The sequence below is a fragment of the Defluviitalea raffinosedens genome (genome assembly GCF_016908775.1).
Classification (GTDB): Bacteria; Bacillota; Clostridia; order Lachnospirales; family Defluviitaleaceae; genus Defluviitalea; species Defluviitalea raffinosedens.
The window spans coordinates 94,145-117,900 of the sequence record NZ_JAFBEP010000005.1 but is presented as its reverse complement, the minus strand read 5'-3'; the positions used below and the strand labels follow the sequence as shown (position 1 = coordinate 117,900).

21 protein-coding genes, 1 riboswitch and 1 other annotated feature are annotated in these 23,756 nt (G+C 35.8%); of the genes, 9 read left to right on the top strand and 12 right to left on the bottom strand.

The annotated features are described in order from the left end of the window. Positions 1–43 precede the first annotated feature (43 nt). The gene (locus JOD07_RS05915) at positions 44–2,854 is read right to left on the bottom strand and encodes an EAL domain-containing protein (RefSeq protein ID WP_330636174.1); all 2,811 of its coding nucleotides are present in this window, start codon (positions 2,852–2,854) and stop codon (positions 44–46) included. Between the two features lie 528 nt (positions 2,855–3,382). On the opposite strand from JOD07_RS05915, the gene JOD07_RS05910 reads away from it, so the two are divergent. Both JOD07_RS05910 and gshAB read left to right on the top strand, forming a co-directional pair. After that, positions 3,383–4,786: a glutamate--cysteine ligase gene (locus JOD07_RS05910; RefSeq protein WP_204612784.1), complete on the top strand. Its 1,404-nt coding sequence runs from the start codon at positions 3,383–3,385 to the stop codon at positions 4,784–4,786. A gap of 12 nt (positions 4,787–4,798) precedes the next feature. Beyond that, complete coding sequence (gshAB, locus tag JOD07_RS05905) at positions 4,799–5,791, top strand: bifunctional glutamate--cysteine ligase GshA/glutathione synthetase GshB (protein WP_204612782.1); 993 nt, start codon at positions 4,799–4,801, stop codon at positions 5,789–5,791. 196 nt (positions 5,792–5,987) lie between these two features. On the opposite strand, the gene JOD07_RS15800 is transcribed toward gshAB, so the two are convergent. From JOD07_RS15800 to JOD07_RS05875, 8 genes are all read right to left on the bottom strand, one after another. Continuing rightward, entirely contained in the window at positions 5,988–6,326 is a 339-nt protein-coding gene (locus JOD07_RS15800) for a hypothetical protein (RefSeq protein WP_330636166.1), read from the bottom strand. Between the two features lie 60 nt (positions 6,327–6,386). Continuing rightward, a complete protein-coding gene (locus tag JOD07_RS15795; protein WP_330636164.1) occupies positions 6,387–6,986 on the bottom strand; it encodes a hypothetical protein in 600 nt (199 codons plus the stop codon). Beyond that, the gene (locus JOD07_RS15790; RefSeq protein WP_330636162.1) at positions 6,974–7,360 is read right to left on the bottom strand and encodes a hypothetical protein; all 387 of its coding nucleotides are present in this window, start codon (positions 7,358–7,360) and stop codon (positions 6,974–6,976) included. The genes JOD07_RS15795 and JOD07_RS15790 overlap by 13 nt, the downstream gene beginning before the upstream one ends. Positions 7,361–7,405: 45 nt before the next feature. Continuing rightward, positions 7,406–8,689 carry an FAD-dependent oxidoreductase gene (locus tag JOD07_RS05895; RefSeq protein ID WP_204612780.1) on the bottom strand — a complete coding sequence of 428 codons (1,284 nt, stop codon included), beginning with the start codon at positions 8,687–8,689 and terminating at the stop codon, positions 7,406–7,408. Between the two features lie 217 nt (positions 8,690–8,906). Then, positions 8,907–9,167 (bottom strand): hypothetical protein, encoded by a 261-nt coding sequence (locus JOD07_RS05890; protein WP_158739515.1) that lies wholly within the window; start codon positions 9,165–9,167, stop codon positions 8,907–8,909. A gap of 11 nt (positions 9,168–9,178) precedes the next feature. Continuing rightward, positions 9,179–10,438: a DNA polymerase Y family protein gene (locus tag JOD07_RS05885; RefSeq protein ID WP_330636161.1), complete on the bottom strand. Its 1,260-nt coding sequence runs from the start codon at positions 10,436–10,438 to the stop codon at positions 9,179–9,181. A gap of 189 nt (positions 10,439–10,627) precedes the next feature. Next, positions 10,628–11,176, bottom strand: a complete 549-nt coding sequence (locus JOD07_RS05880) for an NADH peroxidase (RefSeq protein WP_204612845.1) — start codon at positions 11,174–11,176, stop codon at positions 10,628–10,630. A 167-nt stretch (positions 11,177–11,343) separates the two neighbouring features. Continuing rightward, positions 11,344–11,577, bottom strand: a complete 234-nt coding sequence (locus JOD07_RS05875; RefSeq protein WP_204612779.1) for a DUF2249 domain-containing protein — start codon at positions 11,575–11,577, stop codon at positions 11,344–11,346. Positions 11,578–11,978: 401 nt separating this feature from the next. Between JOD07_RS05875 and JOD07_RS05870 the strand changes: the two genes are divergently transcribed. Next, on the top strand, positions 11,979–14,057 hold the full coding sequence (locus tag JOD07_RS05870) for a methyl-accepting chemotaxis protein (RefSeq protein WP_204612777.1): 2,079 nt from the start codon (positions 11,979–11,981) through the stop codon (positions 14,055–14,057). 280 nt (positions 14,058–14,337) lie between these two features. Continuing rightward, positions 14,338–15,708 carry a sodium-dependent transporter gene (locus JOD07_RS05865; protein ID WP_158739519.1) on the top strand — a complete coding sequence of 457 codons (1,371 nt, stop codon included), beginning with the start codon at positions 14,338–14,340 and terminating at the stop codon, positions 15,706–15,708. Positions 15,709–15,884: 176 nt separating this feature from the next. On the opposite strand, the gene JOD07_RS05860 is transcribed toward JOD07_RS05865, so the two are convergent. Next, on the bottom strand, positions 15,885–16,919 hold the full coding sequence (locus tag JOD07_RS05860) for a 2,3-butanediol dehydrogenase (RefSeq protein ID WP_158739520.1): 1,035 nt from the start codon (positions 16,917–16,919) through the stop codon (positions 15,885–15,887). 228 nt (positions 16,920–17,147) lie between these two features. Here JOD07_RS05860 and JOD07_RS05855 point away from each other — a divergent pair, with 228 nt between their 5' ends. Next, positions 17,148–17,612 (top strand): methylated-DNA--[protein]-cysteine S-methyltransferase, encoded by a 465-nt coding sequence (locus JOD07_RS05855; RefSeq protein ID WP_158739521.1) that lies wholly within the window; start codon positions 17,148–17,150, stop codon positions 17,610–17,612. 179 nt (positions 17,613–17,791) lie between these two features. Continuing rightward, positions 17,792–19,144, top strand: a complete 1,353-nt coding sequence (gene brnQ, locus JOD07_RS05850; RefSeq protein ID WP_158739522.1) for a branched-chain amino acid transport system II carrier protein — start codon at positions 17,792–17,794, stop codon at positions 19,142–19,144. A gap of 29 nt (positions 19,145–19,173) precedes the next feature. Here brnQ and JOD07_RS05845 read toward each other — a convergent pair whose 3' ends face one another. Both JOD07_RS05845 and JOD07_RS05840 read right to left on the bottom strand, forming a co-directional pair. Continuing rightward, positions 19,174–20,790: a Na+/H+ antiporter NhaC family protein gene (locus JOD07_RS05845; protein ID WP_158739523.1), complete on the bottom strand. Its 1,617-nt coding sequence runs from the start codon at positions 20,788–20,790 to the stop codon at positions 19,174–19,176. Positions 20,791–20,869: 79 nt separating this feature from the next. Further along, a riboswitch (Lysine riboswitch) is annotated at positions 20,870–21,046 on the bottom strand. A 132-nt stretch (positions 21,047–21,178) separates the two neighbouring features. Beyond that, positions 21,179–21,580, bottom strand: a complete 402-nt coding sequence (locus JOD07_RS05840; RefSeq protein ID WP_158739524.1) for a hypothetical protein — start codon at positions 21,578–21,580, stop codon at positions 21,179–21,181. A 183-nt stretch (positions 21,581–21,763) separates the two neighbouring features. On the opposite strand from JOD07_RS05840, the gene JOD07_RS05835 reads away from it, so the two are divergent. The 3 genes from JOD07_RS05835 to pheS all read left to right on the top strand — a co-directional run bounded on the left by JOD07_RS05835 (position 21,764) and on the right by pheS (position 23,745). Beyond that, positions 21,764–21,922, top strand: coding sequence for a hypothetical protein (locus tag JOD07_RS05835; protein WP_158739525.1), 159 nt, complete (start codon positions 21,764–21,766; stop codon positions 21,920–21,922). A gap of 95 nt (positions 21,923–22,017) precedes the next feature. Beyond that, positions 22,018–22,251, top strand: a complete 234-nt coding sequence (locus JOD07_RS05830; protein ID WP_158739526.1) for a hypothetical protein — start codon at positions 22,018–22,020, stop codon at positions 22,249–22,251. A gap of 118 nt (positions 22,252–22,369) precedes the next feature. After that, positions 22,370–22,611 (top strand) — a binding site (T-box leader). A 114-nt stretch (positions 22,612–22,725) separates the two neighbouring features. Continuing rightward, positions 22,726–23,745 (top strand): phenylalanine--tRNA ligase subunit alpha, encoded by a 1,020-nt coding sequence (gene pheS / locus JOD07_RS05825; RefSeq protein WP_158739527.1) that lies wholly within the window; start codon positions 22,726–22,728, stop codon positions 23,743–23,745. Positions 23,746–23,756 lie beyond the last annotated feature (11 nt).

Sequence of the window (23,756 nt, the reverse complement as noted above, 5' to 3'; positions counted from 1 at the left end):
ATTGATTCATATATCACAGCATTTATACTATTCATACTTGGCATTATAAGTTGACAATTTCTGTAGCAAAATATTTTTTTGCAGAATATGGTGTGAAGTTTCCTTCAGCAAACAATAAATCTTTTTTCATTTTGATTTGTACTTGATTTAAAATTTTGATCAAATTGCCTCTTTCATTTTCATCGATAATAAATTCAACGCCATATTCATATATATTAGGCTCAAGTTCTTCCGCCCAAACAAGGTGGCCACATACCTGGATTTCTTCTCCTATCAATTGAGTCGAGCATTGTATAATAAAATGTTTCTTGATAGGCATTTTGATGTTGGAAAGAAAGCATAGTCCTCCTGGGCCAATATTTTTTACCAATACTTTGGTATCTCCTACATTTACTTTTTTTCCTTGTATCTCTTTAATGGTTATACTTGCTTCTAGTAGCTGATAAAATTGAATTCTAAAGTATTTTCGTCTTTCTTCCCGAGATATTAGAGGCGTATTATTAACGACAACAGGTTTGCATTTTCCTGTAGCTAACATTTTTTCGAATTCTTTTAATGGAACAGGACCGGCATATAAGGAACCTTGTCCTGCATAACAATTTAATTCCCGCAAGTAATATAACTGTTCCCATGTTTCAATACCTTCAGAAACAACTCTGAGTTTAAGTTTTTTAGCGGTATCAATGATGGCGCTGAGAATGATATTACACTTTGGATCCGCCATACAATTTTGTATAAAGAAATTGTCAATTTTTATAATATCAATATTCATAGTGTGTAAATGAGCAAGAGTGGAAAAACTTTTTCCAAAATCGTCAATTGCCAACTGTATTCCAGCGGATTGAAGCTTTTTAATAGCACGTAAGAACCTTCCTTTTTTCTCCATGATAATACTTTCGGTAATTTCCATGATAAGAAAGTCCGGATTTAAATTAAATTCTTTAATAATATCCAGAATATTATCTTCAAAATTATTTTCCATAAACTGGACACTAGAAAAGTGAATACATACTTTTATGTTAGGGAATCCTTTTTGGAGCCATTGGCTATAATTATAACAAACTTGTCTTAACATCCATTTTCCAATATCAATGATTAATCCAGTTTCTTCCGCTAAAGGCATAAATTCATCCAGCAATATCATTCCCCACATAGGGTGTTCCCAGCGAATCAATGCTTCAGCTGCTAATATTTTATTGTCTTTTAAATTAACTATAGGTTGATAATAAACTTTCATTTCATTTTTTTCTATTGCATGATATAAATGTGTTCGCATGATATAATTTTTATAATTCTGGATGCCTAAATCAGAATTATAAAATTTAAATCTATTTTTACCTTCTTTTCTTCCTCTGAATAAAGCGATCTTTGCATTTTTGCTAAGAGAATCCACATTTCGTGCATCCGTTGGGTACATGCAGATTCCTATATTGACGGTGATATCTAATTCATATTTTCCTATCTTATAAGGCTTTTTTAATAATTCAATGAGTTGTCGGGCAATATGTGCATATTCCTCAGAAGTTTCCTGACCTTTTACAATAATCCCAAAAGTACTATCTGAATATCGGCTAATAAATATTTCTTGATATGAAAAATTCTTCAATCTATCAACAATTGCCATAATCAGTTTGTTTCCTGTTTCGTATCCTAAAGAATAATTGATATTTTTTAGCCCATCAATATCTAGCATCATAAGAGCAAAGTTACTTCTTTTCGAATTACTTAATTGACATTCATTTCTTAATTGTTTTTTTAAATAAGTTTGATTCGGAAGACCTGTTAAAGTGTCATGGGTAGAGATATAAGCCATTTTTTGTTCCATTTTTATTCTATTTGTAATATCCCTAAAATTGACTACAATTCCTTCTATGACAGGTTCATGTATTAAATTTTTCAGATGGACGTCCAGATAAATATTGTTAAAAAGAATATTGCCATGAACGACTTTATCAGGATATTCTATTGCAGCTTTGACCATACTTTTTACTCTATCTAATTGAACGCCCTCATAGAAATCATATATATTTTTGCCTATTCTATCTTCCGGTTTGTATCCGATAATTTTTTCAGATGCTTCGCTTACATATTTTATTGTTCCATCAGGAGCAATTATTTCAAAAACATCATTCGATTCTTGTACAAGAATTTGAAATCTTTTTTGAATTTTTTCGATTTCTTGCTGTAATCTTTTTTGTTCTGTAATGTCTTGTATTGTTCCTAGAATACTTATAACTTGTCCATCTTGATCTACTGTTGGAAGTCCTTTTGCAATAATGTATTTTAGAGAGCCGTCGTTTAATAAAATACGACATTCCATTTCATAAGGTTTTCCTGCCAGATATGTATTAATCGCTTCTTGAACTTTGGGTTGGTCGTCAGGATGTATTAATTTAAGTAAATTTGTATAATCGCCATCGTTATTTTCTAGTTTGCTGCCATAAATATTAAACATTTCAGGAGAACCCCAGAATTTTTCTTCTAAAATATCATATTTCCAGCTTCCAATTCCGGAGAGCATTTGTGCCTGATTCATATGTTCACTTATTTCTTTCAGATGTTTTTCTATTTGTTTTTGTTCTGTAATATCTTGCATAATTCCAAATACTTTAATGGGCTTGTTATCTATATCATATAAGGCGCTGGTTTTTTCATGAATGTACTTTTCAGTTCCTTTGTCAGTAATGATTCGGTATTGAATATCGTATTCAATACCTTCTAACATTTTATTATATGCATTTTTTACCATCTCCAAGTCATCTGGATGTACATGTGCATAAAATTCTTCCAGGTTATTTCCTAAGGATTGTTGGCTGCACTCTAAAAGATGATACACTTTTTCTGTTCTAAAAATTTCTTTGCTTTGAATATCATAGGTTCAACTGCCCATTTCTCCTAAGTTTTGACCATGCATCATATGTTCTTGCAATTCAGAAAGGCTTATTTCGAATTTCTCAGTCAATTCATTGAATCTCTTTTCAAGCTCTTTTTTGAGATAGTCTGAAGCTTCTTCTTTCTTATTTTTTTAAAAGGCTTTCCATTTAAGATATTCATGGATATACCTCCTTATAAAAATTTATTATATAAAAATATCAATGTTCTTATAAGAGATATTATTTAGAAGAAACTGTACAAATTCGATATATAGTACTAGGAAATAATTACTATTGGTATAGTTCTATGATACTACTTTGTTAAACATTTTTCAACAACAATTGACAAAAATTACGATTTATTTTATCGCATGTAAAAATTAAGCAGTTATTAATTTGTAGAGGGAAGGATTATATTTTAAGCCTGTTTTTTAGCATAAATATTTCTTTGAAGAGTGTCAGGGATTTATATATAATAAGTGTAAAAGATACTTGAGAAGAGGAAATCTATGAACTGGCATTTCACAGAGTTATTGAATTTATTTAGAGATGACAATAACGCCAGACTTCTGCTTGATGGGACTTGGGGAATTGAAAGAGAATCTCCAAGAGTTCTCTTAACAGGAGACCTTGCTTTAACCGCACATCCCAAGGTCTTAGGAGATAAACTGGAAAATCCTAATATCACTACAGATTTTTCTGAAAGTCAAATAGAGCTGATTACAAATCCTTATCCGGATGTCGAGGAAACTTACCAAGCTTTAAAAGCATTGCACCTTGAGGTGGAAAAAGCCCTTGAGAATGAATATTTATGGCCTATGAGTATGCCACCAAGACTGCCGGAGGAAGAAGATATTCCCATCGCAAAGTTTAATGCTTCTACAGAAGGAAGAAAAAGAACCATTTATAGAAAAGGTTTAGCTTTACGATACGGAAAAAAGATGCAAATGATTTGTGGCCTCCATTACAATTTTGCTTTTGGAGAAGCAATTATGGATTATTTATTTCACCACTATGGTCAAAATAGAACTAAGAGGGAATTTACAGATGAAATCTATTTTGCTGTAGCAAGAAATTTCCTTAAATACCGATGGTTATTGATTTATCTTTTTGGAGCCTCTCCTGTTTTTCACTCCAGCTACAAACCGATACCAGATATAGATCTGGAAGCTGCAACTTCTTTAAGAGTTAGTCCATTTGGCTATGGCAATACATTTCAGAAGGGCAATTTGGTAACTTATAATACATTGGCACAGTATACTGAAGATGTAAGAAGGCTGTTGACTACAAAATGCGAAGAGTTTGCGAAGCTGGGGATTTACAGAGGAGATGAGCAAGTCCAACTCAATGATCATATTTTACAGGATGAAGGGGAATTGTATTCCTTTGTGAGATTTAAACAAAGCCCTCAAAACGGAGAAACTCAAATTATGGCTCTTGAAAAAAGAGGAGTAAAATATATGGAAGTTCGGATTTTAGATATTAATCCTTTTGACAGTGCAGGGATTTCCATGGAACAATTATACTTTATGCAAATATTTATGTTGTATTGCCTTTTTGAAAGCAGTGAATTTCTTTCAGAGGAAATATTAGAAAAAGCGGATAGAAATCATCAGGCAGTGGCTCTTTATGGAAGGAAAAAAAATTTAATCCTGAAGGATTACGAGAATCACAGAATTACTCTGCAAGACTGGGCAGAAGTAATTTTTGAAAAACTTAAAATCATTGCCATTTATATGGATAAAGCGGGTTGTAATCAAAAATATGAAACGGTTATTCATCATGAATATGAAAAAATAAAGGATATTTCCAAACTTCCTTCTTCAAAAATCTGTGAAGGTATTAAGGAATATGAAGGAGATTACCTCAAATTTGGTATGGCAAGAGCAATTCAGAATAAAATAACGATGTAAGAGGGAGATATTATGTCTGATATAAGCAATGAAAAACTGGAACTTTCTACGGTAATTCTTATAAAAGAAGCCCAAAACAGGAACATCCAGGTAGATATCCTGGATGCCGGAGAGAATTTTATTCGGTTAAAGAAAGGGGACAAGGTCGAATATATTAAACAAGCTACGAAGACATCATTAGACAGCTATATTGCTCCCCTGATTATGGAAAACAAACTGGTTACTAAAATAATATTAGGGGAAAATGGATTTAATGTGCCAAAGGGTACCGTAGTAAAGAGCAAAGAGGAAGCAGAAATTCATTGGAAAGATTTTTGTGATAAAGGTGTTGTGATTAAACCTAAGAATACCAACTTCGGCATAGGGATTACCATTCTTTTAGAACATTATTCTAAGGAGCAATATATTAAAGGAGTAGAATTGGCTTTAGAGCATGACGATACAGTATTAATTGAAGAATATATATCAGGTAAAGAATACCGTTTCTTAGTGTTAGGAGACGAAGTAGCAGGAATACTGCACCGCATACCTGCCAATGTAAAAGGAGACGGTATCCATACCATAGAAGAATTAGTAGAAGAGAAAAATAAAAATCCCCTAAGAGGGGAAGGACATCTTACGCCTTTTGAGAAAATCAATCTTGGAAAAGTTGAAATGGATTTTTTAAGTTCTCAGGGGAGAACGATTAAGGATATCCCAAAAGAAGGAGAAACAGTTTTCTTGCGGGAAAACTCCAATATCAGTACTGGAGGAGAAAGCATTGACTTTACAGATGAAATCATACAGGAGTATAAAGATATTGCAGTTGGGGCATCCAAAGCAGTTGGAGCAAAAATTTGCGGAGTGGATATGATTATTAAGGATATCTATGAGAAACCCAGCCAAGACAATCACAGCATCATTGAATTAAACTTTAATCCTGCTATTTATATACATGATTTGCCTTATGAAGGGAAAAACAGATATGTTGAAAAGAAGCTACTGGATCTTTTAGGATTTAAATAATAAAGTTGCGAAATTAGATGGTATCAAACGAGATATGGATATTTTCAGGGAAAATATTTTGAAGCATTAAATATAAAACATAAAAAGTATAAAATCATTTTAATAAACATTTCTTAAAGAAAGATTGATATATAGAAAAAGCCGTAAACACTGTAAATAACATTGTTTGCGGCTTTTGATTTTAATTTGGAAAGAATCACAAGAAAAATAATGCCGTAATAAAAGTTGCTATAAATCCTATGACTACGGGTGGAAGATTTTTCCTGGCCAGTTCCAGGGGTTCCACATTACATATGGCCGCTACGGGTATGATTCCCCAAGGAATAATCGTTCCTCCTCCTACCCAAATGGTGCTGATCTGACCTAAGGCAGCGAGAACTTCTTTATTTATATCCATTGCAACAGAAAAGGTTTGTGCCAAAGAGCCGAGTAAAGGAAGTCCGGAAAATCCTGAACCATCAAGGCCGGTTATAATGCCTACAACAATTTGAACAAAGGCTACAGAGAATTTTGACAGGGCAATTTTATCCGACAAGTAAAGTCCTACATCGGACAGCAATCCGGTGGCATCAGGCCCAAGGATGATTTTGGCATTTTATTCACTGCCTAAAAAGAAAAATGCACCTATGATGATGACCGGAGCGAAGATTTTTATACCAAACATAAAACCTTCCCTGATATAATCCGTGATCTTTTCAAAGGAATTAACAAAATTATGCTTGATAATGGAAGCAAAGACCATAATCAGTACGGTGGTTCCTCCTACCAATGCCGTTGCATCTCCGCCTTTTAGCTTATATTTGTACATGATATAAATATCCAAAAGAAAAGCCAGTGGAGTAAGTATGGAGACAAAATATACGCCGATGGTAGGTTTTGAAGCTTCGGCTGATTGTGCTTTTGCAGGGCTGTTTGCTTTTGGGGCGTAGTTCTTAAGATCTTTTTTCATCATAAAGAAACTGCATCCGACAGTAACAATACTCATAACCAGCCAAAGAGGAAAGCTGGCTTGAATCAACGTGAGAGGATTATCGATATTTGCTGCTTTAGCCGTAATGGCGGGAGCGCCCTGAATAAAGTAATCGCCAGATAGACCGACCCCATGGCCGAAAATATTCATAGCTACCGCAGCCCAAATGGGAGGGAGCCCGGCTTTTAGGGCGGCAGGAAGCATAATGGCGCCTACCAGTGCCACCGCAGGAGAAGGCCAGATAAACCAGGAAAAGAAGAGCATGACAAATCCAAGGGCAAAAAAGTGATACTTGGATTAATCATAAGTTTCTTAATAGGCACCATCATCAGTTCGTCTGCGCCAATATCTCTTAAGGCATGGGACATGGCTACTACTAAAGATATGACGAGGATAATGCTCCAAAACTCATTACCGGCAGTGATTAATGAATTATACACAACTTGAATGCCTTTTACCAAACTGCCGGAATACATAAAGCCCACTAGAAATATTCCAAGGATGCAGGGCAGAACGGTGTCTTTTTTAAAAGCCATGGTTATGATTACCAGAAGTACAATGAAAAAATATACGTAATGTAAAGGGGTTAAGGTTACCATATGAAACCCTCCTTGGGGAGATTAAAAATTCTATCTACAAATATTTTATGCTTTCGCCAGCTTTTTGTTAAATACGTCCTTTAGAGACAAAGAAGTTACTTTGCTTTCTATTTCGCTGATATCGGTTGTATACATACCGAGTTTTTTCATCCGTTCAAAGTATACAGAGCCTGAGAAGGTATATTTTTTACCCATGCCTTCTTCAGTTGCCATGGCTTTCTTAACGTAGGAAATAGCATCTCCCACCGCCAGATCTTCTGGTAATTGCAGCAAGTCCATACCTAAAGCACATCGTACGCTGTTATGTCCTGCCAGAGTTCCAGTCACAATCGCTTCTGTGTGTCCTACCAATAGCCCTGCTTTTTCTCCTCCGCAGAACAGATTATTTAACCCTTCTACTTTAAGGTGGTTGTCTCTGTATGCCATATCGAAATATCGCATGGAATTGCCTTTCCCACCGGCATAGGGATCTTCATATCTCGCATTTTCAAATCCAGGTATTTTTCTTAATCTTTCCAGGGTGAAGTAAGGGGACATTAATTTTGCATGGCCTGTATCCAATAAAATGATATTAGACTTAAATTCTTCCAGGGCATATTGCTGACATGCCTTAACATCCAGATGGTCTTCGATCAATTCATCGGGGATAGGTACGATGCAAACACCTTTTGTATTTAATTCTTTTTGAATTTCCTTAGAAAGGGATTCCTTATACAATTTACATGAACCGCTCATAGCCCCTATACTTCCATTAGGCTTTTTGCCGACCATTTCTTTAAGACCGGCAAGACCTGCAACACTTACTCTGCCTCCGAAACTTGGACATCTTAGGATGCACATGGCACAGCCATTTCCGTACTTTGTACAGTTGTTCATAGGTCCTGCAGTTCCCGTTGTATCGATAAAAGCGTCGCCTTCGAAAGTTCGCCCTTGGGCATCGGTAACAGATATTATGGATTCATTTTCTACAGAGACTTGGGTAACTCTGGCTTGAAAAACAATCTTTATGCCTAACCCCTTTATGTAGTTTAAGACTGCTCCGTGGGTAGCTGCAATATCATAGAGAGTGGCATGCTCATGTCCTGGAAAATGAATATTTTTATGGCGTGCATTTTCATCACATATCTTAAATAGGTCTCCGCCACCCATGGCAATCATTTCTTCCGCAGCAGTAAATCTTCCGTTGTTTCGCATGATTCCTCCGACAAGTCCTGTTCCAAGAAGCATGTCCGTTCTTTCAAGTAAAGTAACTTCTGCACCAGCTTTAACAGCGATGATGGCAGCGGCGCAGCCAGACCAGCCTCCGCCGATTACGACAATCTTGGCCATAATTCCGCCTCCTAAGTATAATGAGAAATATTATTCTTACAAAATAAAAAAGCAATTGTATTGAATATCAATTGCTTGTCTTATTTCTATCTACTTTTGTCCAATATATATCATAATTAGATATTTAAACTTCATATATGATCATAGCATATCTAGAAATAAGTGTCAAATCTTGTGAGTAATTTTTTGCATAATAAAAAGAAAGCGCAGGAGCTTTCTATATTTTATACAAATACCATTTTAAGGTATTGATTTCATATTTAATTTCATAAATTTTAAGCGTACCGTGAATAATGCTCTGGCAGGTATAAGAAATCATCGGATTGCCTGCCAGCTTTTCTTCTTTTTTGGTACAAATTTTATCGATTTTTACGATGAGGTCGGAATCGCCTTCATTTAATCGAAACTTTATAGGGAGAAGTCCTTTAGCCTGGTCAAACCATGCAATCACATCAATATTTTTCATTACGATTTTCATGCAATCACCTTCTATAGAATGCTGGACATACTTGCATAATCTTCTTCCAAAATGCCTCCCGTAATGGGTTTTAGGCGGGAGTGGAGGAAACTGGCCCTGATGACAGCCATAGAACCATAGCGCATTCTCAGCTGATCGATGCTCTTATCCACTGCTTTTTGTTTTTGAGTATCAGAACTATCAAATAAGGATAATTGACAAAACTGATTGCTGCACAGATCAGAGATTCTTACTCCCAGTTGTCTTATGGGCTCTCCTTTCCATGCTTCGTCAAATAATTCGCAGGCATACTTAAAAATATGATTGGTACAATCGGTGGGTATTTCTAATTTCTTTTGATGAGAATAGTGCCTAAAGTCATTGGTTTTAATATATACTGAAATGAGTTTTCCACAACATTCTTCATTTCTGAGCCGCATTGCAACCGTTTCAACCAAGGACAGAAGAATTAAGTGAGCAGTCCTTTGATCAGTCACATCAAAAGAAATCGTGGTGGAATTTCCTATGCTTTTTATGGGGGCAGATTTCTCACGGGTTACAGGAGAATTCTCAATTCCATTGGCAAAATTCCATATGAGGGTTCCATGACTTTTAAGGTGTTGATATAAAAATTTAGGATTTGCTTTTGCCAGATCACCGATCGTATAGATGCCTAATTTATGAAGTTTTGGGGCAGTAGATCTGCCTACCATAAACAGGTCTTCTACAGGCAGAGGCCACATTTTTTCTTCTATTTCATGGAGATATAAAGTATGTATTTTATCCGGCTTTTGAAAGTCCGATGCCATTTTAGCCAATAATTTATTGCTGGATATCCCAATATTGACTGTAAAGCCTAATTCCTTTTTAATCCGCTCTTTTATGGTATGGGCAGCGGACAGAGGAGGCCCAAAGTGATATTCCATATTGGTATAGTCAAGAAAACATTCATCCACACTGTATCGCTGAACAGCCGGAGAATATTCTTCGAGCAATTTGATCAGATTATTGCTGCATTGGATATATAAATCATAACGGGGAGGAACAATGATAAGGCTCGGGCATTTCTGCAGAGCTGAAAATATGGACTCCCCTGTTTTAATCTTATATTTTTTTGCAGGGACAGACTTAGCAAGGACAATACCGCGCCTTATGACAGGATCGCCTCCCACAACAGAAGGGACAGTTCTAAGATCTAAAGCATCTCCATGCTGTAATCTATAGACAGCCTCCCAGCTTAAGAAGGCAGAATTCACATCAATGTGCATAATCGTACGATGATCGGTATTCAAAGTAGCACCTCCCAGGTTGATCTATAGATATTATTATATAAAAACATATGTTCTATGTAAATAGATTATAAGAACAGATGTTTCTACATAATGTCAAATTTTTCCCCTGATGATTAGAAATCTTTTAAACATGAAAAAGCCCTTGACGGTTGTTTTACCAACTGTCAAGGGCTGTATCTTATTGATTTATTATTTACCGAAGTATCTATCTAATAAACCTTTGAAAGCAGCGCCATGTCTTGCTTCGTCTTTGCACATTTCATGAACGGTGTCATGAATAGCATCATAATTTAATTGTTTTGCTCTGGTAGCAAGATCTTTCTTGCCTTGGCAAGCGCCATGTTCTGCATCCACTCTCATTTGAAGGTTTTTCTTTGTATCACTTGCAACAACTTCGCCTAAGAGTTCTGCGAATTTAGCAGCATGTTCTGCTTCTTCCCAAGCAATTCTCTTATAAGCTTCAGCTACTTCTGGATAGCCTTCTCTGTCTGCCTGACGAGACATAGCTAAGTACATTCCAACTTCAGTACATTCGCCGATGAAGTTTTGTCTTAATCCTTCTAAAACTTCAGGATCAATGTCTTTAGCTACACCGATACGATGTTCGTCAGCCCATGTTAAATCAGTGCTTTTTTGTTCTACAAACTTATCTTTTGGAGCGTTACATTGAGGACATTTTTCTGGTGCTTCGTCTCCTTCATAAACATAACCACAGATTGTGCAAATAAATTTCTTCATCTTAATTCCCTCCATATAATAAAAATTATTTTATAATAAAAATTATTACATGATAATTTTACCAATAATTTAATTTTTGTCAACTGTTTTTTGAAAAAATTAAAAAGTCCGCAGGATTTAAAAACATATCTTAAATCCTGCGGACCTTTGATAATCCCAAGTTTCAATTATTTTTTACCTATGGATACACGCCATACTTCCGGACCTTGTTCTAAATACTCCCATTCAAACTGATTTTCATATTCTACTAACATTTGATAATGTAGGGGGCGGGGATCATGGTCATTAATTAATTCCATTTTTTCACCGGATTTTAAATTGTGGAAGGTCTCAAAAATGACAGCATGTTTATCTCTTGGGGGATATATTCTTGCATCTACTTGGGCAGCAAATTCTGACATATTAAATTCCTCCTTAGAATTTTCATTTTATAATTTGTTAGGAACAAAGAACATTTTCTTTTAGAAAGTATCTAAGTGTTCAGTTTATTAATCCATATAAGCATCTTAAAACTTTATGTATCATGGCTATATCATATAGTTATTTTTGCGGCTTTACCGTGATTGCAATCACAATTCACTGATATTAGATAGTTTTTTAAGGATTTTGTCTTATTGATATTTTAGACATTTTATTCTATAATTTTGTAGAATTCGTTGAATTACATAGGAGTAGAAGATGACAAAAAGTTAACTGACTCAATAAAAAGCGATTCTTAACCATAAGAATCGCTTTATTATGGGAAGAGAAGGAAAGGCATCTGTTTAATAAGGGGTTGTAAAAAATAAGATGGAGGCGCATCATGAAGTCAATTAGAAAACAACTTATTTTTGTAATGTTATTATTAGTTATTATTCCTTTTGTTATTTTTAATGTGATAGGCTATATTTTTATTTCTAGAGGATTTCAAGAATCTTTAGAAGAAAATAATAAATTTCTGGCTATTGCCATAGCAGACAATGTACGAGGCTTCATAGACAAGGCATATAGTACAACAGAAGAGATTGCGTATTTAAAAGATGTAAAAAATTTCTTAATAGAAGAACAGCAAAATATTGTAGTCGATACAGCGAAAAGACATCCATACTTTGACTTGCTCTATATTACCCGCAGTGCGGATGGAATGCAGACGGCTACATCGGCAGGAGAATTGGCAGACCGCTCAGCCAGATGGTGGTTTAAACAGATGATAAAGGACAAAGAACCCTTTGTTAGTGCCTCCTATTATTCTGTAAATGGAAATGTTCCAGTTACATCCATTTTTTTACCCATATATAAGGACTCAGAATTAGTGGGAATTATGGGGGCGGATATTAAGTTAGATGCGCTTCAAACAATGGTTGAAGAATTTAGTCAAGGACAAAACAGTTACACATATATTATCGATGGTGAAGGTAATGTTATAGCTCATCCAGATGAGCAACAAGTATTAGAACAATATAATTATAAAAACTTAAAAAAGACTATTTTAGTAAAAGATGATAATGGAAATGTCAAAAAAGATGAAAAGGGAAATCCTCTTACAGAATCTGAAGATATTGAAGTACCAGAAAAACTTAAAGAAATTACTGAAAAGGTTCTGAATGGAGAGACAGGAGTAGCTGAGTATGTAGACAGTAATGGAGAAACCGTAATCAGTGCCTATAGTACAATTGAGTTACCAGGGAATTCGGATAACTGGGGTGTTATTACAGTACAGAAAAAAGCAGATGCAATGGCTGTTTTTATGGATACGCAAATAAAAAATCTATTGGTAACTTTTATCTTGATTTTGGTGGTTATTTTTATTGCCTGGAGAATTGCCAATGGCATTACTGGGCCGATCACAAATATTGTGCAGTTGATGGAAAAAGCTTCCCAAGGAGATTTAACCGTTAGCAGCAGCTATAAGTCTAGAAATGAAATAGGCAGATTAAGTATAAGTTTTAGTAATATGATCACTGATGTACGAGATCTGATAAAGAAAATAGATGAATTATGCAAGCAGGTATTTTCATCATCAGAGATCTTATCTAATACCACAGAAGAGACAACGGCTTCCATTGATAGTGTGGGACAGGCGATCACAGCAGTAGCTACAGGTGCAAATGAACAAGCAAAAGATATAGATGATGGAGCAAAGGAAGTTTCGATTCTTTCAGAAGAAATAGAGGCAATATCTGATCAGATTTATCAAAGTAAAGAAGAATCACAGTTTATACATGAAGTGAATATTAAAGGTTTAGAAGCTATGAATCACCTAGAATCCAAAAATGGTGAAAGTAATAAAGTCAGAAAAGATATAGAAAATATAGTGGAGCAATTAAATCAAAAGATAAAAGAAATTGATTCAATTGTGGAAACCATTATGGGAATATCTAAACAAACTAATCTTTTAGCCTTAAATGCGGCTATTGAGGCATCCAGGGCAGGAAAAGAGGGACAAGGATTTGCTGTTGTTGCTGAAGAAGTACGAAAACTTGCCGAAGATACCAGTAAAGCCAGCAATATGGTTAAAGAAATTATTTTAGAGATTCAGAAGGATGTAAAAAAGAGCCAAGATGCAATGGTAATTTTTAAAGATGTCAGTGATGAACAAAGCAAAGCAGTAGCCCATTCAAAAGACATATTTACAGAAATATCTAAAGGGGTCCAGGTGATTGTAAAAAGAATAAATGATACTGCAATCAGTCTGCAAAAATTAAAAGACGGCAAGGACAAAGTTTTGTTGGCAATGCAAAATATTTCGGCTGTCTCGGAGGAGACAGCAGCCAGTTCTCAGGAAGTTTCAGCGTCCATGGAACAGCAGATTGCTGCGGCAGGTAAAATAAGGGATTTAGCTGATGAATTACGCAAAATGGCTGAGCAGCTTTCGCTGGCAATTCATATGTTTAAATTTTAGAGACAGGTATAACGAGTAATTTTATATTTTAAAAGCAAAGAGACTAAGGGAGTCTGCATTCCCTTAGTTTTTTATTTATTTAGATGTATTTTTTATTTGTTTTATTCACAGTTGCATTTGATCCCTGTTTTTTTAAAAAATATTTTTGCAAGTAAAACTTTGTAAATACTATATATGAGAATATGTTAAATACAGAAACAGTAAAAAAATAAAATTTTTATTTCATTGGATGGAAAAGTCAAGTATAATATATAACGATATCTATACCAGGAGGGATTTTATGCAGCAAGAAAGAGAAAAATTTTCATCACGGCTGGGTTTTATCTTGATTTCTGCCGGCTGTGCAATTGGCTTGGGTAATGTGTGGAGGTTTCCATATATTACGGGACTTTATGGAGGAGGTCTTTTTGTACTTATATATTTTATATTCCTTCTCATTTTTGGTCTGCCCATTATGGTTATGGAATTCTCCGTAGGTCGTGCCAGCCAAAAAAGCATTGCCGCTTCTTTTGATGTCTTAGAACCTAAGGGAACTAAATGGCATGTTTTCAAATGGTTTGGGATGGCAGGAAACTATTTATTAATGATGTTCTATACGACGATTTCAGGATGGATGCTTGCTTATCTTTTCTATATGATTAGAGGAGATTTTGTTGGGCGTACACCAGCAGAAGTAGAAGCAGTGTTCGGTGGATTGACTGCTAATGCCGGTGCAAGTATTTTTTGGATGATTGTGATCTGTATTTTAGGATTTGGGGTGTGTTCTTTAGGATTACAAAATGGGGTTGAAAAAATAACCAAAGTGATGATGTCAGCGCTTTTGGTTATTATGATTGCCCTGGTTATTCGCTCTGTTACATTGCCTAATGCAGCCGAGGGGCTTAGTTTTTATCTTTTGCCGAATCTGAACAGTTTTAGGGAAAGTGGCATTTGGACCACTATTTATGCAGCTATGGGACAAGCTTTTTTCACTCTTAGTATCGGGATGGGCAGTATGGCTATTTTTGGAAGTTATGTTTCTAAAGACAGAAGCCTCCTTGGAGAGGGATTAAATATTACCATTCTTGATACTTCTGTAGCTGTTATGGCTGGGTTTATTATTTTCCCTGCATGTTTTTCATTTGGAGTAAACCCAGGCAGCGGTCCAGGATTAGTTTTTGTTACCCTTCCTAATATCTTTAATTCTATGCCAATGGGCCGATTATGGGGTTCAGCCTTTTTTGTTTTCATGGTATTTGCGGCATTATCGACAGTTATTGCAGTATTTGAAAATATCATTTCCTTTGGTATTGACCTTTGTGGGTGGTCAAGAAAAAAATCAGTGATCATTAATCTGATAGCAATTATTATTTTGTCAATGCCTGCAGCTTTGGGATTTAACCTCTGGAGCGGGTTCGCTCCTTTAGGAGAAGGCAGTACGATATTAGATTTAGAAGACTTTATTGTAAGCAACAATATTCTTCCGTTAGGTTCTTTGGCCTATGTTCTTTTCTGTGTAACCCGCTATGGATGGGGATGGAATAACTTTATCAAAGAAGCCAATACAGGAAGAGGCCTTAAATTTCCAAAGGAATTAAGATTTTATCTGACATTTATTTTGCCGCTTATTTTATTAATAGTTTTTGTTTTCGGTTACATTGAAAAGTTTTAAACATATAGTCTGTGAAAAGGCAGTTTTGGCAAGCTTTACAGAAGATTAAATTCCAATGTTATTTTGTGATGAAATTAAAGTTAAGAAATATCTTTGCTATAAATATTTGCTGCAAAAAAATAAAAGCCGAAAGTGCTGATATAATCAGCACTTTCGGCTTTTATATATAAAATTTGTTAAGGTCTTACCAAAATTTTTGCTTGTTTAACATCGTTAAGGAGAGGATTAAATCCTTCTTCAACAATATCATCGAGGGCTATCTTTTTGGTGATTACGGGTTTAACATCCAATCTGCCTGTAGAGATCATATCAATCACTTCAGGGAAAACATGTCGATATGCCAGGGTTGATGTAAGGTCAATAGCTTTATACAGGACTTGTCCCATATCTACATTCACTGGTTTTGAATAAACAGCAATTGCCATGACTTGGCCACGTTGCCTTACCGAAGCAATTGCATTGGCCATCGTAGCTTGTGCTCCGGCACATTCATATGCAACATTTGCTCCGCCATTGGTTAACTGGAGTATTGTTTGAACAATATCATCCCGATGTCCGTCAATAATGGTTGTAGCGCCTAATTCTTTTGCTTTAGCCAGTCTTTCCTGGGATAAATCCACTACAATAATCTTTGTGGCTCCTGCCGCTTTTGCACATAATAATGCTAATAATCCAATAGGGCCGGCTCCAAATATGGCTACAGAATCCCCTGGCTTTAATTTGCTTTCTCTTACTGCGTGGAGTGCAACGGCTGCTGGCTCTACCAAAGCACCTTCTTCAAAAGATACATTGTCTGGAAGCAGATGAAGCATATTTTCATCTACAATTGCGTATTCAGCAAATCCACCATCACGGTTTAGTCCAATAAATCCCACTTGGCTGCATTGGTTGTAGTACCCTATTTTGCATGCATAACATTCTCCACAGTATAGTAGAGGCTCAACTACAACTCTGTCACCAACTTTGTACTTTCTTATTCCATCGCCGATTTCAACAATTGTACCTGAAAATTCGTGACCAAGGATAAACGGAGGTTCTTGTTTTCCAATAGGATGTGGCTCTGTTGCTAATCCTTGTAAATAAGCATGAAGATCACTGCCGCATATTCCACCCCACTCTACTTTTACCTTGACTTGATGAGACAATGGATTGGGTTCTTTTACTTCTTCTACACGTAAATCTTTTGCATTATATAAAACTGCTGCTTTCATTTGTTTAGCCCCCTTTTGAAAAAATTGTGCACAATTATTATAACAAATTAATGAAATTAAATCAATTTGACATAATTGAACAATTAATAATTTTTATTAGTATCACAATATGCAAATAATCAACAATTTAATAATATTATATAGGGAACAGATTAAAGGTTTTTACTAAAGGACAAAATGTAACGAATACAGTAGAATATATTAAAAGGTATAAATGGAGGGAAGTTTATGGAAAGAGGATTTTATTATGATACTAAGATCGGGATGATTGGGATTATGGAAAATGGAAAAGCTATTACTTGTGTATGTTTTGGGGAAAATCTTCCCAAGGATATAGAACTTACAGAAACATCCTTGTTAAAAATGGCCAGTGAACAATTACAAGAGTATTTAAAGGGAAAAAGGAAAAATTTTGATTTACCTCTTCAGCCAAAGGGAACAGCATTTCAACAAAAAGTCTGGGAAGCTCTTAAGAAAATTCCTTATGGAACAACCTGCAGTTATAAAGATATAGCGGAAGGAATAGGGAATCCCAGGGCTTGTCGAGCAGTAGGCATGGCAAATAACAGAAATCCTATTCCTATTTTTATTCCCTGTCATCGGGTAATCGGGGCCAATGGCAAATTGGTCGGTTATGGTGGAGGATTGGATATTAAAGAAAAGCTTTTAGAAATAGAAAAAAAGTTTTTATGAAATAAAAAATTATATCTTGCTTAGAAAAGGGAAAAAATATTAAAAAGGTTACACAAAATGACTTTTACGATTCTACATATTGTAATATAATAAAATAGTTTAAATGATGAAAGAAATAAAAATTGAAATGTTTTTGTCAAACAAGGGCAAAAGGAACTAAAGATTCAGGGGGAAAATTCATGAAAGAAAAACTCAGTTTTCATCAAAATTTACTGATCGGCTCACTATTATTTGGACTGTTTTTTGGGGCAGGTAATTTGATTTTCCCCGTAAAAATGGGACAAGATGCCGGAAGCAACTCCCTATGGGCTACCATTGGTTTTTTAATCACAGGAGTAGGATTGCCTATATTTGGGATTATGGCATCAGCACTTTCTGAAAGTGAAAGTTTATTTGATATGGCAAAGCCCGTTCATGTTAAATATTCCATATTCTTTACTTGTGCATTATATCTGACCATTGGCCCTTTATTTGCTATACCGCGAACAGCGACGGTTGCTTTCGAAGTAGGAATGAATCCTTTTATTCCCAAGGAACAATTAAAAATAGGGCTACTCATTTTTTCATTGATTTTCTTTTTGCTGACCCTTTATTTTTCTTTGCGGCCAGGCCGCATTCTGGACTGGGTTGGTAAATATCTTACACCAATTTTTCTGGTGCTTTTATCGATTTTACTCATTGCCACTTATGTAAAGCCGATGGGTCAGGTAAGTCAGTATCCTCCACAGGAAAATTACATGACTCAGGCCTTGTTTACCGGCTTACTTGATGGTTATAATACGATGGATGCTTTAGCTTCTTTGGCATTTGCCATTATCATTATTTCAAACATAAGAAAATTAGGAGTCACCAAATCTCATTTCATTGCCATTGAAGCCTGCAAATCAGGATTGGTCAGTGTGATTGGCATGGGACTTATTTATGCTTCATTAGCTTATATGGGAGCTACAAGTCTTGGAAGTGTGAATCGTGCTGATAATGGAGGGGCGATTTTATCTCTGGTAAGTGAACATTATTTTGGGGTAATTGGGAAAGCCTTATTGGCTGGTATTGTCGGGGTTGCATGTTTAAAAACAGCTATTGGACTCATTACTTCCTGTGCTGAAATGTTTAGTGCAATGTTCCCCAATTCCATTTCTTATAGAAATTATGCGATTTTATTTACAGTTTTCTCATTTATTATTGCTAATTTTGGCTTAACCAACATTATTCAGCTATCAGTACCAGTATTGATGTTTCTTTATCCATTGGCGATTACTTTGATTTTGCTATCTTTATTGGCTCCGTTGATTCATAAGCAGAGTGATGTTTACAAATGGACAACCGGATTTACTGGTGTGGCTGCATTTTTTGACTTGTGTAAAGCACTTCCTGAACCTTTACAAAACAATGCAGTTATAAAGTCTATTATGAATTTTGCCCATGGATTTTTACCGGGTTTTGATTATGGATTTGGCTGGATATTGCCGGCATTTATAGGGTTCTTTATAGGATTTATGGTTTGGAAAACAAAAAAGGCGGCTGTTATGTAACAGCCGCCAAAATTTTTAGATCAAGACTTCTATGCATTCGCTTTATTTGTTGTTAATGTTTTGATGCCCAAAAGAACTACACATAACATGGCAATCGATATTAGAAGTATAATCCATGCAGATTGAATGAACCCTGCAAGGATATAGCCCACAAAAGATACAGCCGCCACAGTCAATGCGTAAGGAAGCTGGGTGGAAACATGGTTAATATGGTTACACATAGCCCCTGTAGAAGACATAATGGTTGTATCTGAAATAGGGGAGCAGTGGTCACCGCATACAGCTCCGGCAAGACAAGCTGAAATAGAAATAACCAATAATTCAGGGTCAAGACCTACTGCAACTACGATTGGCAGCAAAATACCGAAGGTCCCCCAGGATGTACCGGTTGCAAAGGACATCCCCGTAGCCACAATAAATACAATTGCTGGGAGGAATATTTTAAAACCTGCTGCGCTACCTGCAAAAATACCGCTTACGAATTCTTTGGCACCGAGAAGACTTGTCGTTCCACTTAATGTCCAGGCAAAAGTAAGAATCAGAATAGCCGGAACCATGGCTTTAAATCCATTAGGGAAACATTCCATACAGTCATTGAAGCTAAGCACTTTACGTGCCATATAATATACCATGATAACAATCAGTGCCAGGGAAGAACCCAGTGACAGTCCCAGAGAAGCATCACAGTTCGCGAAAGCATCGACAACATTGACACCTTCTAAAATACCACCTGTATAAACCATACCTAATATACAAAAAGCAATTAAAATGACTACAGGAATGATCAAATCCTTTACTTTACCTTTTCCGGCAGATACTTCTACATCTTGCCCTTCAAAAGGACGATCGGGGGTTGTATAAAGGTCATTCTTTAAAAGAGCATTGTCTTCATGTTTTTTCATCGGACCATATTCTATTCCCATTAAAGTAATGAATATAATCATAAATATGGTGAGTAAAGAATAAAGATTATAAGGTATTGCACGAATGAAAAGCTCCAGACCATCATAGCCTTCCACTACACCGGTTACAGCAGCTGCCCATGAAGATATAGGAGCAATCATGCATATGGGAGCAGCGGTGGCATCAACAATGTAGGCTAATTTGGCACGAGAAACTTTGTGCTTGTCTGTAATAGGTCTCATGACATTTCCAACAGTAAGACAGTTGAAATAGTCATCTACAAAGATCAGAACACCGAGGGCGAATGTAGAAAGCATAGCACCTTTTCTTGACTTGATTTTTTTGCTTGCCCATTGACCATATGCAGCAGAGCCGCCAGCTTTATTGATCAGACATACAATTGTTCCCAGAACCACTAAGAAAATGAGTATCCCCACATTCCAGCTATCCGCCAGGGATGATATAAACCCTTCAGTAAACATAGCAGTGAAAGCCGTAATAGGATTGAAGTTTGCATACATAAAAGATCCGCAAACAATACCTATAAAGAGTGAACTATACACTTCTTTAGTAATAAGAGCCAGGCCAATAGCGATTATTGGAGGTAAAAGGGACCAAAAAGTACCGTAGAGATTACTTTGATACCCTTCTTCTCCTATTTCCGCAGCAAAAACGGGTACAGCAAAAGTCATAATGATGAGTGCTATAACAGATAGCAGTGTGAAAAATTTCCTCCGATTCATAATAACCCTCCCTTTTCATCAATGATATTTACGAATAAAAAAAATGAGGCACGGAGGTACCTCATGTTTTTTCATTCAACATAACGATAGCTCTCCACTTTAAAAAAAGTGACAGTCTGGTGCATATTCTGCAACAGCCCAGCAACGGCTCCTCTTGGCAGGAAGCCGAAACTTCGGCGACTGGTCTTTTCATCTATTACTGCGCCAAGTCATATATAATAGATTACTTGTACCACATCGCGCCTCTATCTCATTCCATATAAGTTTTTTAATTCTTAAGCTAAGGATAAACTTATGATCGCTAAAAGTCAATACAAAAAACTAAAATAAGTCAAAAAAACAGCCATAAACTTTAAAACAGTCTATGGCTGTTATATTTTTACATGGATTATTGCGCTTTTAGCCACTCTAAAGCTTCATCAGGATCGGTAAACATTTTTGCTGTGATACCATATTTCGCATACTGCTCAATAAGATTCTTCATATTCATTTGGCCGATTACCTTTTCTGGCTGTACTATTGCCCAATACTTCCATCCGCTTTTAACTGTCTGAGGGAACCAAACGGTATTGCCCCATTCAGTGTCCGCCTTTGTCAGTGCACTGTTATTTCTATCATCAGACAACCACTTTTTAGCCCCTTTGGTTTTTAAAAGTTCAGTACCCTTTAACAATATTTCTTGTAAGCATTTTCCATAAGCGTATTTCTTAATCTGGTGGTGAACGATTTTGTAATCCGTATGATACCACAAAATCGCACAATCATTTTCCATAATCAACTCTTTTGCCATATCATTCACACTCCTATAAATTTCCTATATACAATAGATATGTTCTATCGTTCTCAGTCATACAATATAAAAGTAGAATTATAAATATTTAGTGAACATTGCTGTTTTACATAAACAATAAAAACTTTCGGACTTTTCGAGGCAAGAAAAGTGTGGTACCATTAATTTATTGGAGGTGTTCGTATGAAAGATCGAATAGATTTGGAATGTGATTTTCCTGTTTGGTATACTATAAGAAGACGACGACTTAAAAATATAGCTAAAATTATGGGTTTTGGTTTTATTTTTAGTGGTATAGGTTTTGGTATTGGATGTCTTGTTTACGGGTTTAGTAAAAAATAAATTCTAATTAGTTCATAGCCTTCATACTCCTTCTACTTTTTTTCGTATATCTTAGCAAATACTAAATACAATACAAAAAGAAAGGTGTGAAGGTTATGAATAATAGAGTTGGAAATATTTTCTTATATTTTATCATAGGACTTGTGGCAGTACATTATGGATTACCTTTGCTTATGAAAGGGATTGGACTGGCTATGAGACTCATTGGAGGAGCCATTGCTTTGACATTCGGCACCATAGGCCTTGTTTTTGCAGCAGTGCCTCTCATTATTATTGGATGGCTAATTTATACATTAGTATTTAAAAGTAATCCGACCAATTCAAATTAGACATTTTTAACTATGGGGGTATATTTTATCCCCTATTTTAATAGCTTTTTCTCCCTTGACAACCAAAAATGATGTGCTAAAATAAAACATAAATAAAAATTAAAAAAGCATGAGAAAGATAAAAGCTGTGAAGGTGTAGATTTAATCTTAGTAGATAGTGAACTTCCTTACAAGAGAGAGAATGTCACCGGCTGAAAGCATTCTTAAGGTTCAGTCACTGTTGAAATTCCCACTGGAGCTGCATTTCCGAAAATATGAGAAAATATGAGTAAGAAATGCCGGTTGCCCCCGTTATAGGTTTCGAGGGTCTGCAATTTTGCAGAAACTAGGGTGGTATCGCGGATCAACTCCGTCCCTTTTTGGGACGGAGTTTTTTATTATTATTATATGGGAAATTCCGCCGGATTTCCTATACAATAAGGAAACTTTTTATTGGTATGGTGAAAATGATTGTAAATAGAAAGGAGCTTCATTATGAAAGAAAAATTACAGTCCATCAAGCAACAGGCCATGGAACGTTTAAAAGATGTGAAAGAACTAAAAGCTTTAGATGAGATTCGTGTTGAGTTTTTGGGTAAAAAAGGAGAACTTACCCAGGTTTTAAGAGGAATGAAAGATCTAAGTGCAGAAGAACGCCCGATTATTGGACAGATGGCCAATGAAGTAAGAGAAGCCATTGAAGGAAAAATTGAGGAAGCAAAGAACATATTGGCAGTAAAGGCTCAGGAAATGAAACTAAAATCCGAAGTCATCGATGTAACCATGCCTGGCAGAAAAAGAAATCTGGGGCATCGTCATCCTATGAATTTAGTTGTAGACGAAATCAAAGAAATTTTCCTTGGAATGGGTTATAAGATTGCAGAAGGTCCAGAAATAGAAACCGAATACTATAATTTCGAAGCTTTAAATATTCCGGCAGAACATCCCGCAAGAGATGAACAAGATACTTTCTACATTAATAAAAACTTCATGCTTCGTACCGCTACATCGCCTATTCAAGTGAGAGTGATGGAAAATGAAAAACCACCGATTCGTATTATATGTCCGGGGAAGGTATATCGTTCCGACGAAGTAGATGCTACGCACTCTCCAGTATTCCATCAATTAGAAGGACTAGTGGTTGATAAAAATATTACTTTTGCAGACCTTAAGGGAGCATTGGAAGTATTCGCAAAAGAATTGTTTGGAGATAAGATAAAGGTAAGATTCCGACCACACTTCTTCCCATTTACAGAACCCAGTGCAGAAATGGACGTAGCCTGTGTAGCCTGTGGAGGAGAAGGATGCAGAGTTTGTAAAGGCAGCGGATGGATTGAAATTTTAGGCTGTGGAATGGTTCATCCTAAAGTACTTAAAATGGCAGGTATTGATCCGGATGTATATACTGGTTTTGCCTTTGGAATGGGGCTTGAAAGACTTGCCATGAGTAAATATGGCATAAAAGACTTACGTTTATTTGTAGAAAACGATGTGAGATTCTTAGATCAGTTCTAATCTTGTATCAA

Coding starts and splice junctions, on each gene's coding strand:
- JOD07_RS05910 (WP_204612784.1), top strand. CDS start 3,383: ATGAACTGGCATTTCACAGAGTTATTGAATTTATTTAGAGATGACAAT.
- gshAB (WP_204612782.1), top strand. CDS start 4,799: ATGTCTGATATAAGCAATGAAAAACTGGAACTTTCTACGGTAATTCTT.
- JOD07_RS15790 (WP_330636162.1), bottom strand. CDS start 7,360: ATGGTAACCTTAACCCCTTTACATTACGTATATTTTTTCATTGTACTT.
- JOD07_RS05895 (WP_204612780.1), bottom strand. CDS start 8,689: ATGGCCAAGATTGTCGTAATCGGCGGAGGCTGGTCTGGCTGCGCCGCT.
- JOD07_RS05890 (WP_158739515.1), bottom strand. CDS start 9,167: ATGAAAATCGTAATGAAAAATATTGATGTGATTGCATGGTTTGACCAG.
- JOD07_RS05880 (WP_204612845.1), bottom strand. CDS start 11,176: ATGAAGAAATTTATTTGCACAATCTGTGGTTATGTTTATGAAGGAGAC.
- JOD07_RS05875 (WP_204612779.1), bottom strand. CDS start 11,577: ATGTCAGAATTTGCTGCCCAAGTAGATGCAAGAATATATCCCCCAAGA.
- JOD07_RS05870 (WP_204612777.1), top strand. CDS start 11,979: ATGAAGTCAATTAGAAAACAACTTATTTTTGTAATGTTATTATTAGTT.
- JOD07_RS05865 (WP_158739519.1), top strand. CDS start 14,338: ATGCAGCAAGAAAGAGAAAAATTTTCATCACGGCTGGGTTTTATCTTG.
- JOD07_RS05860 (WP_158739520.1), bottom strand. CDS start 16,919: ATGAAAGCAGCAGTTTTATATAATGCAAAAGATTTACGTGTAGAAGAA.
- JOD07_RS05855 (WP_158739521.1), top strand. CDS start 17,148: ATGGAAAGAGGATTTTATTATGATACTAAGATCGGGATGATTGGGATT.
- brnQ (WP_158739522.1), top strand. CDS start 17,792: ATGAAAGAAAAACTCAGTTTTCATCAAAATTTACTGATCGGCTCACTA.
- JOD07_RS05845 (WP_158739523.1), bottom strand. CDS start 20,790: ATGAATCGGAGGAAATTTTTCACACTGCTATCTGTTATAGCACTCATC.
- JOD07_RS05840 (WP_158739524.1), bottom strand. CDS start 21,580: ATGGCAAAAGAGTTGATTATGGAAAATGATTGTGCGATTTTGTGGTAT.
- JOD07_RS05835 (WP_158739525.1), top strand. CDS start 21,764: ATGAAAGATCGAATAGATTTGGAATGTGATTTTCCTGTTTGGTATACT.
- JOD07_RS05830 (WP_158739526.1), top strand. CDS start 22,018: ATGAATAATAGAGTTGGAAATATTTTCTTATATTTTATCATAGGACTT.
- pheS (WP_158739527.1), top strand. CDS start 22,726: ATGAAAGAAAAATTACAGTCCATCAAGCAACAGGCCATGGAACGTTTA.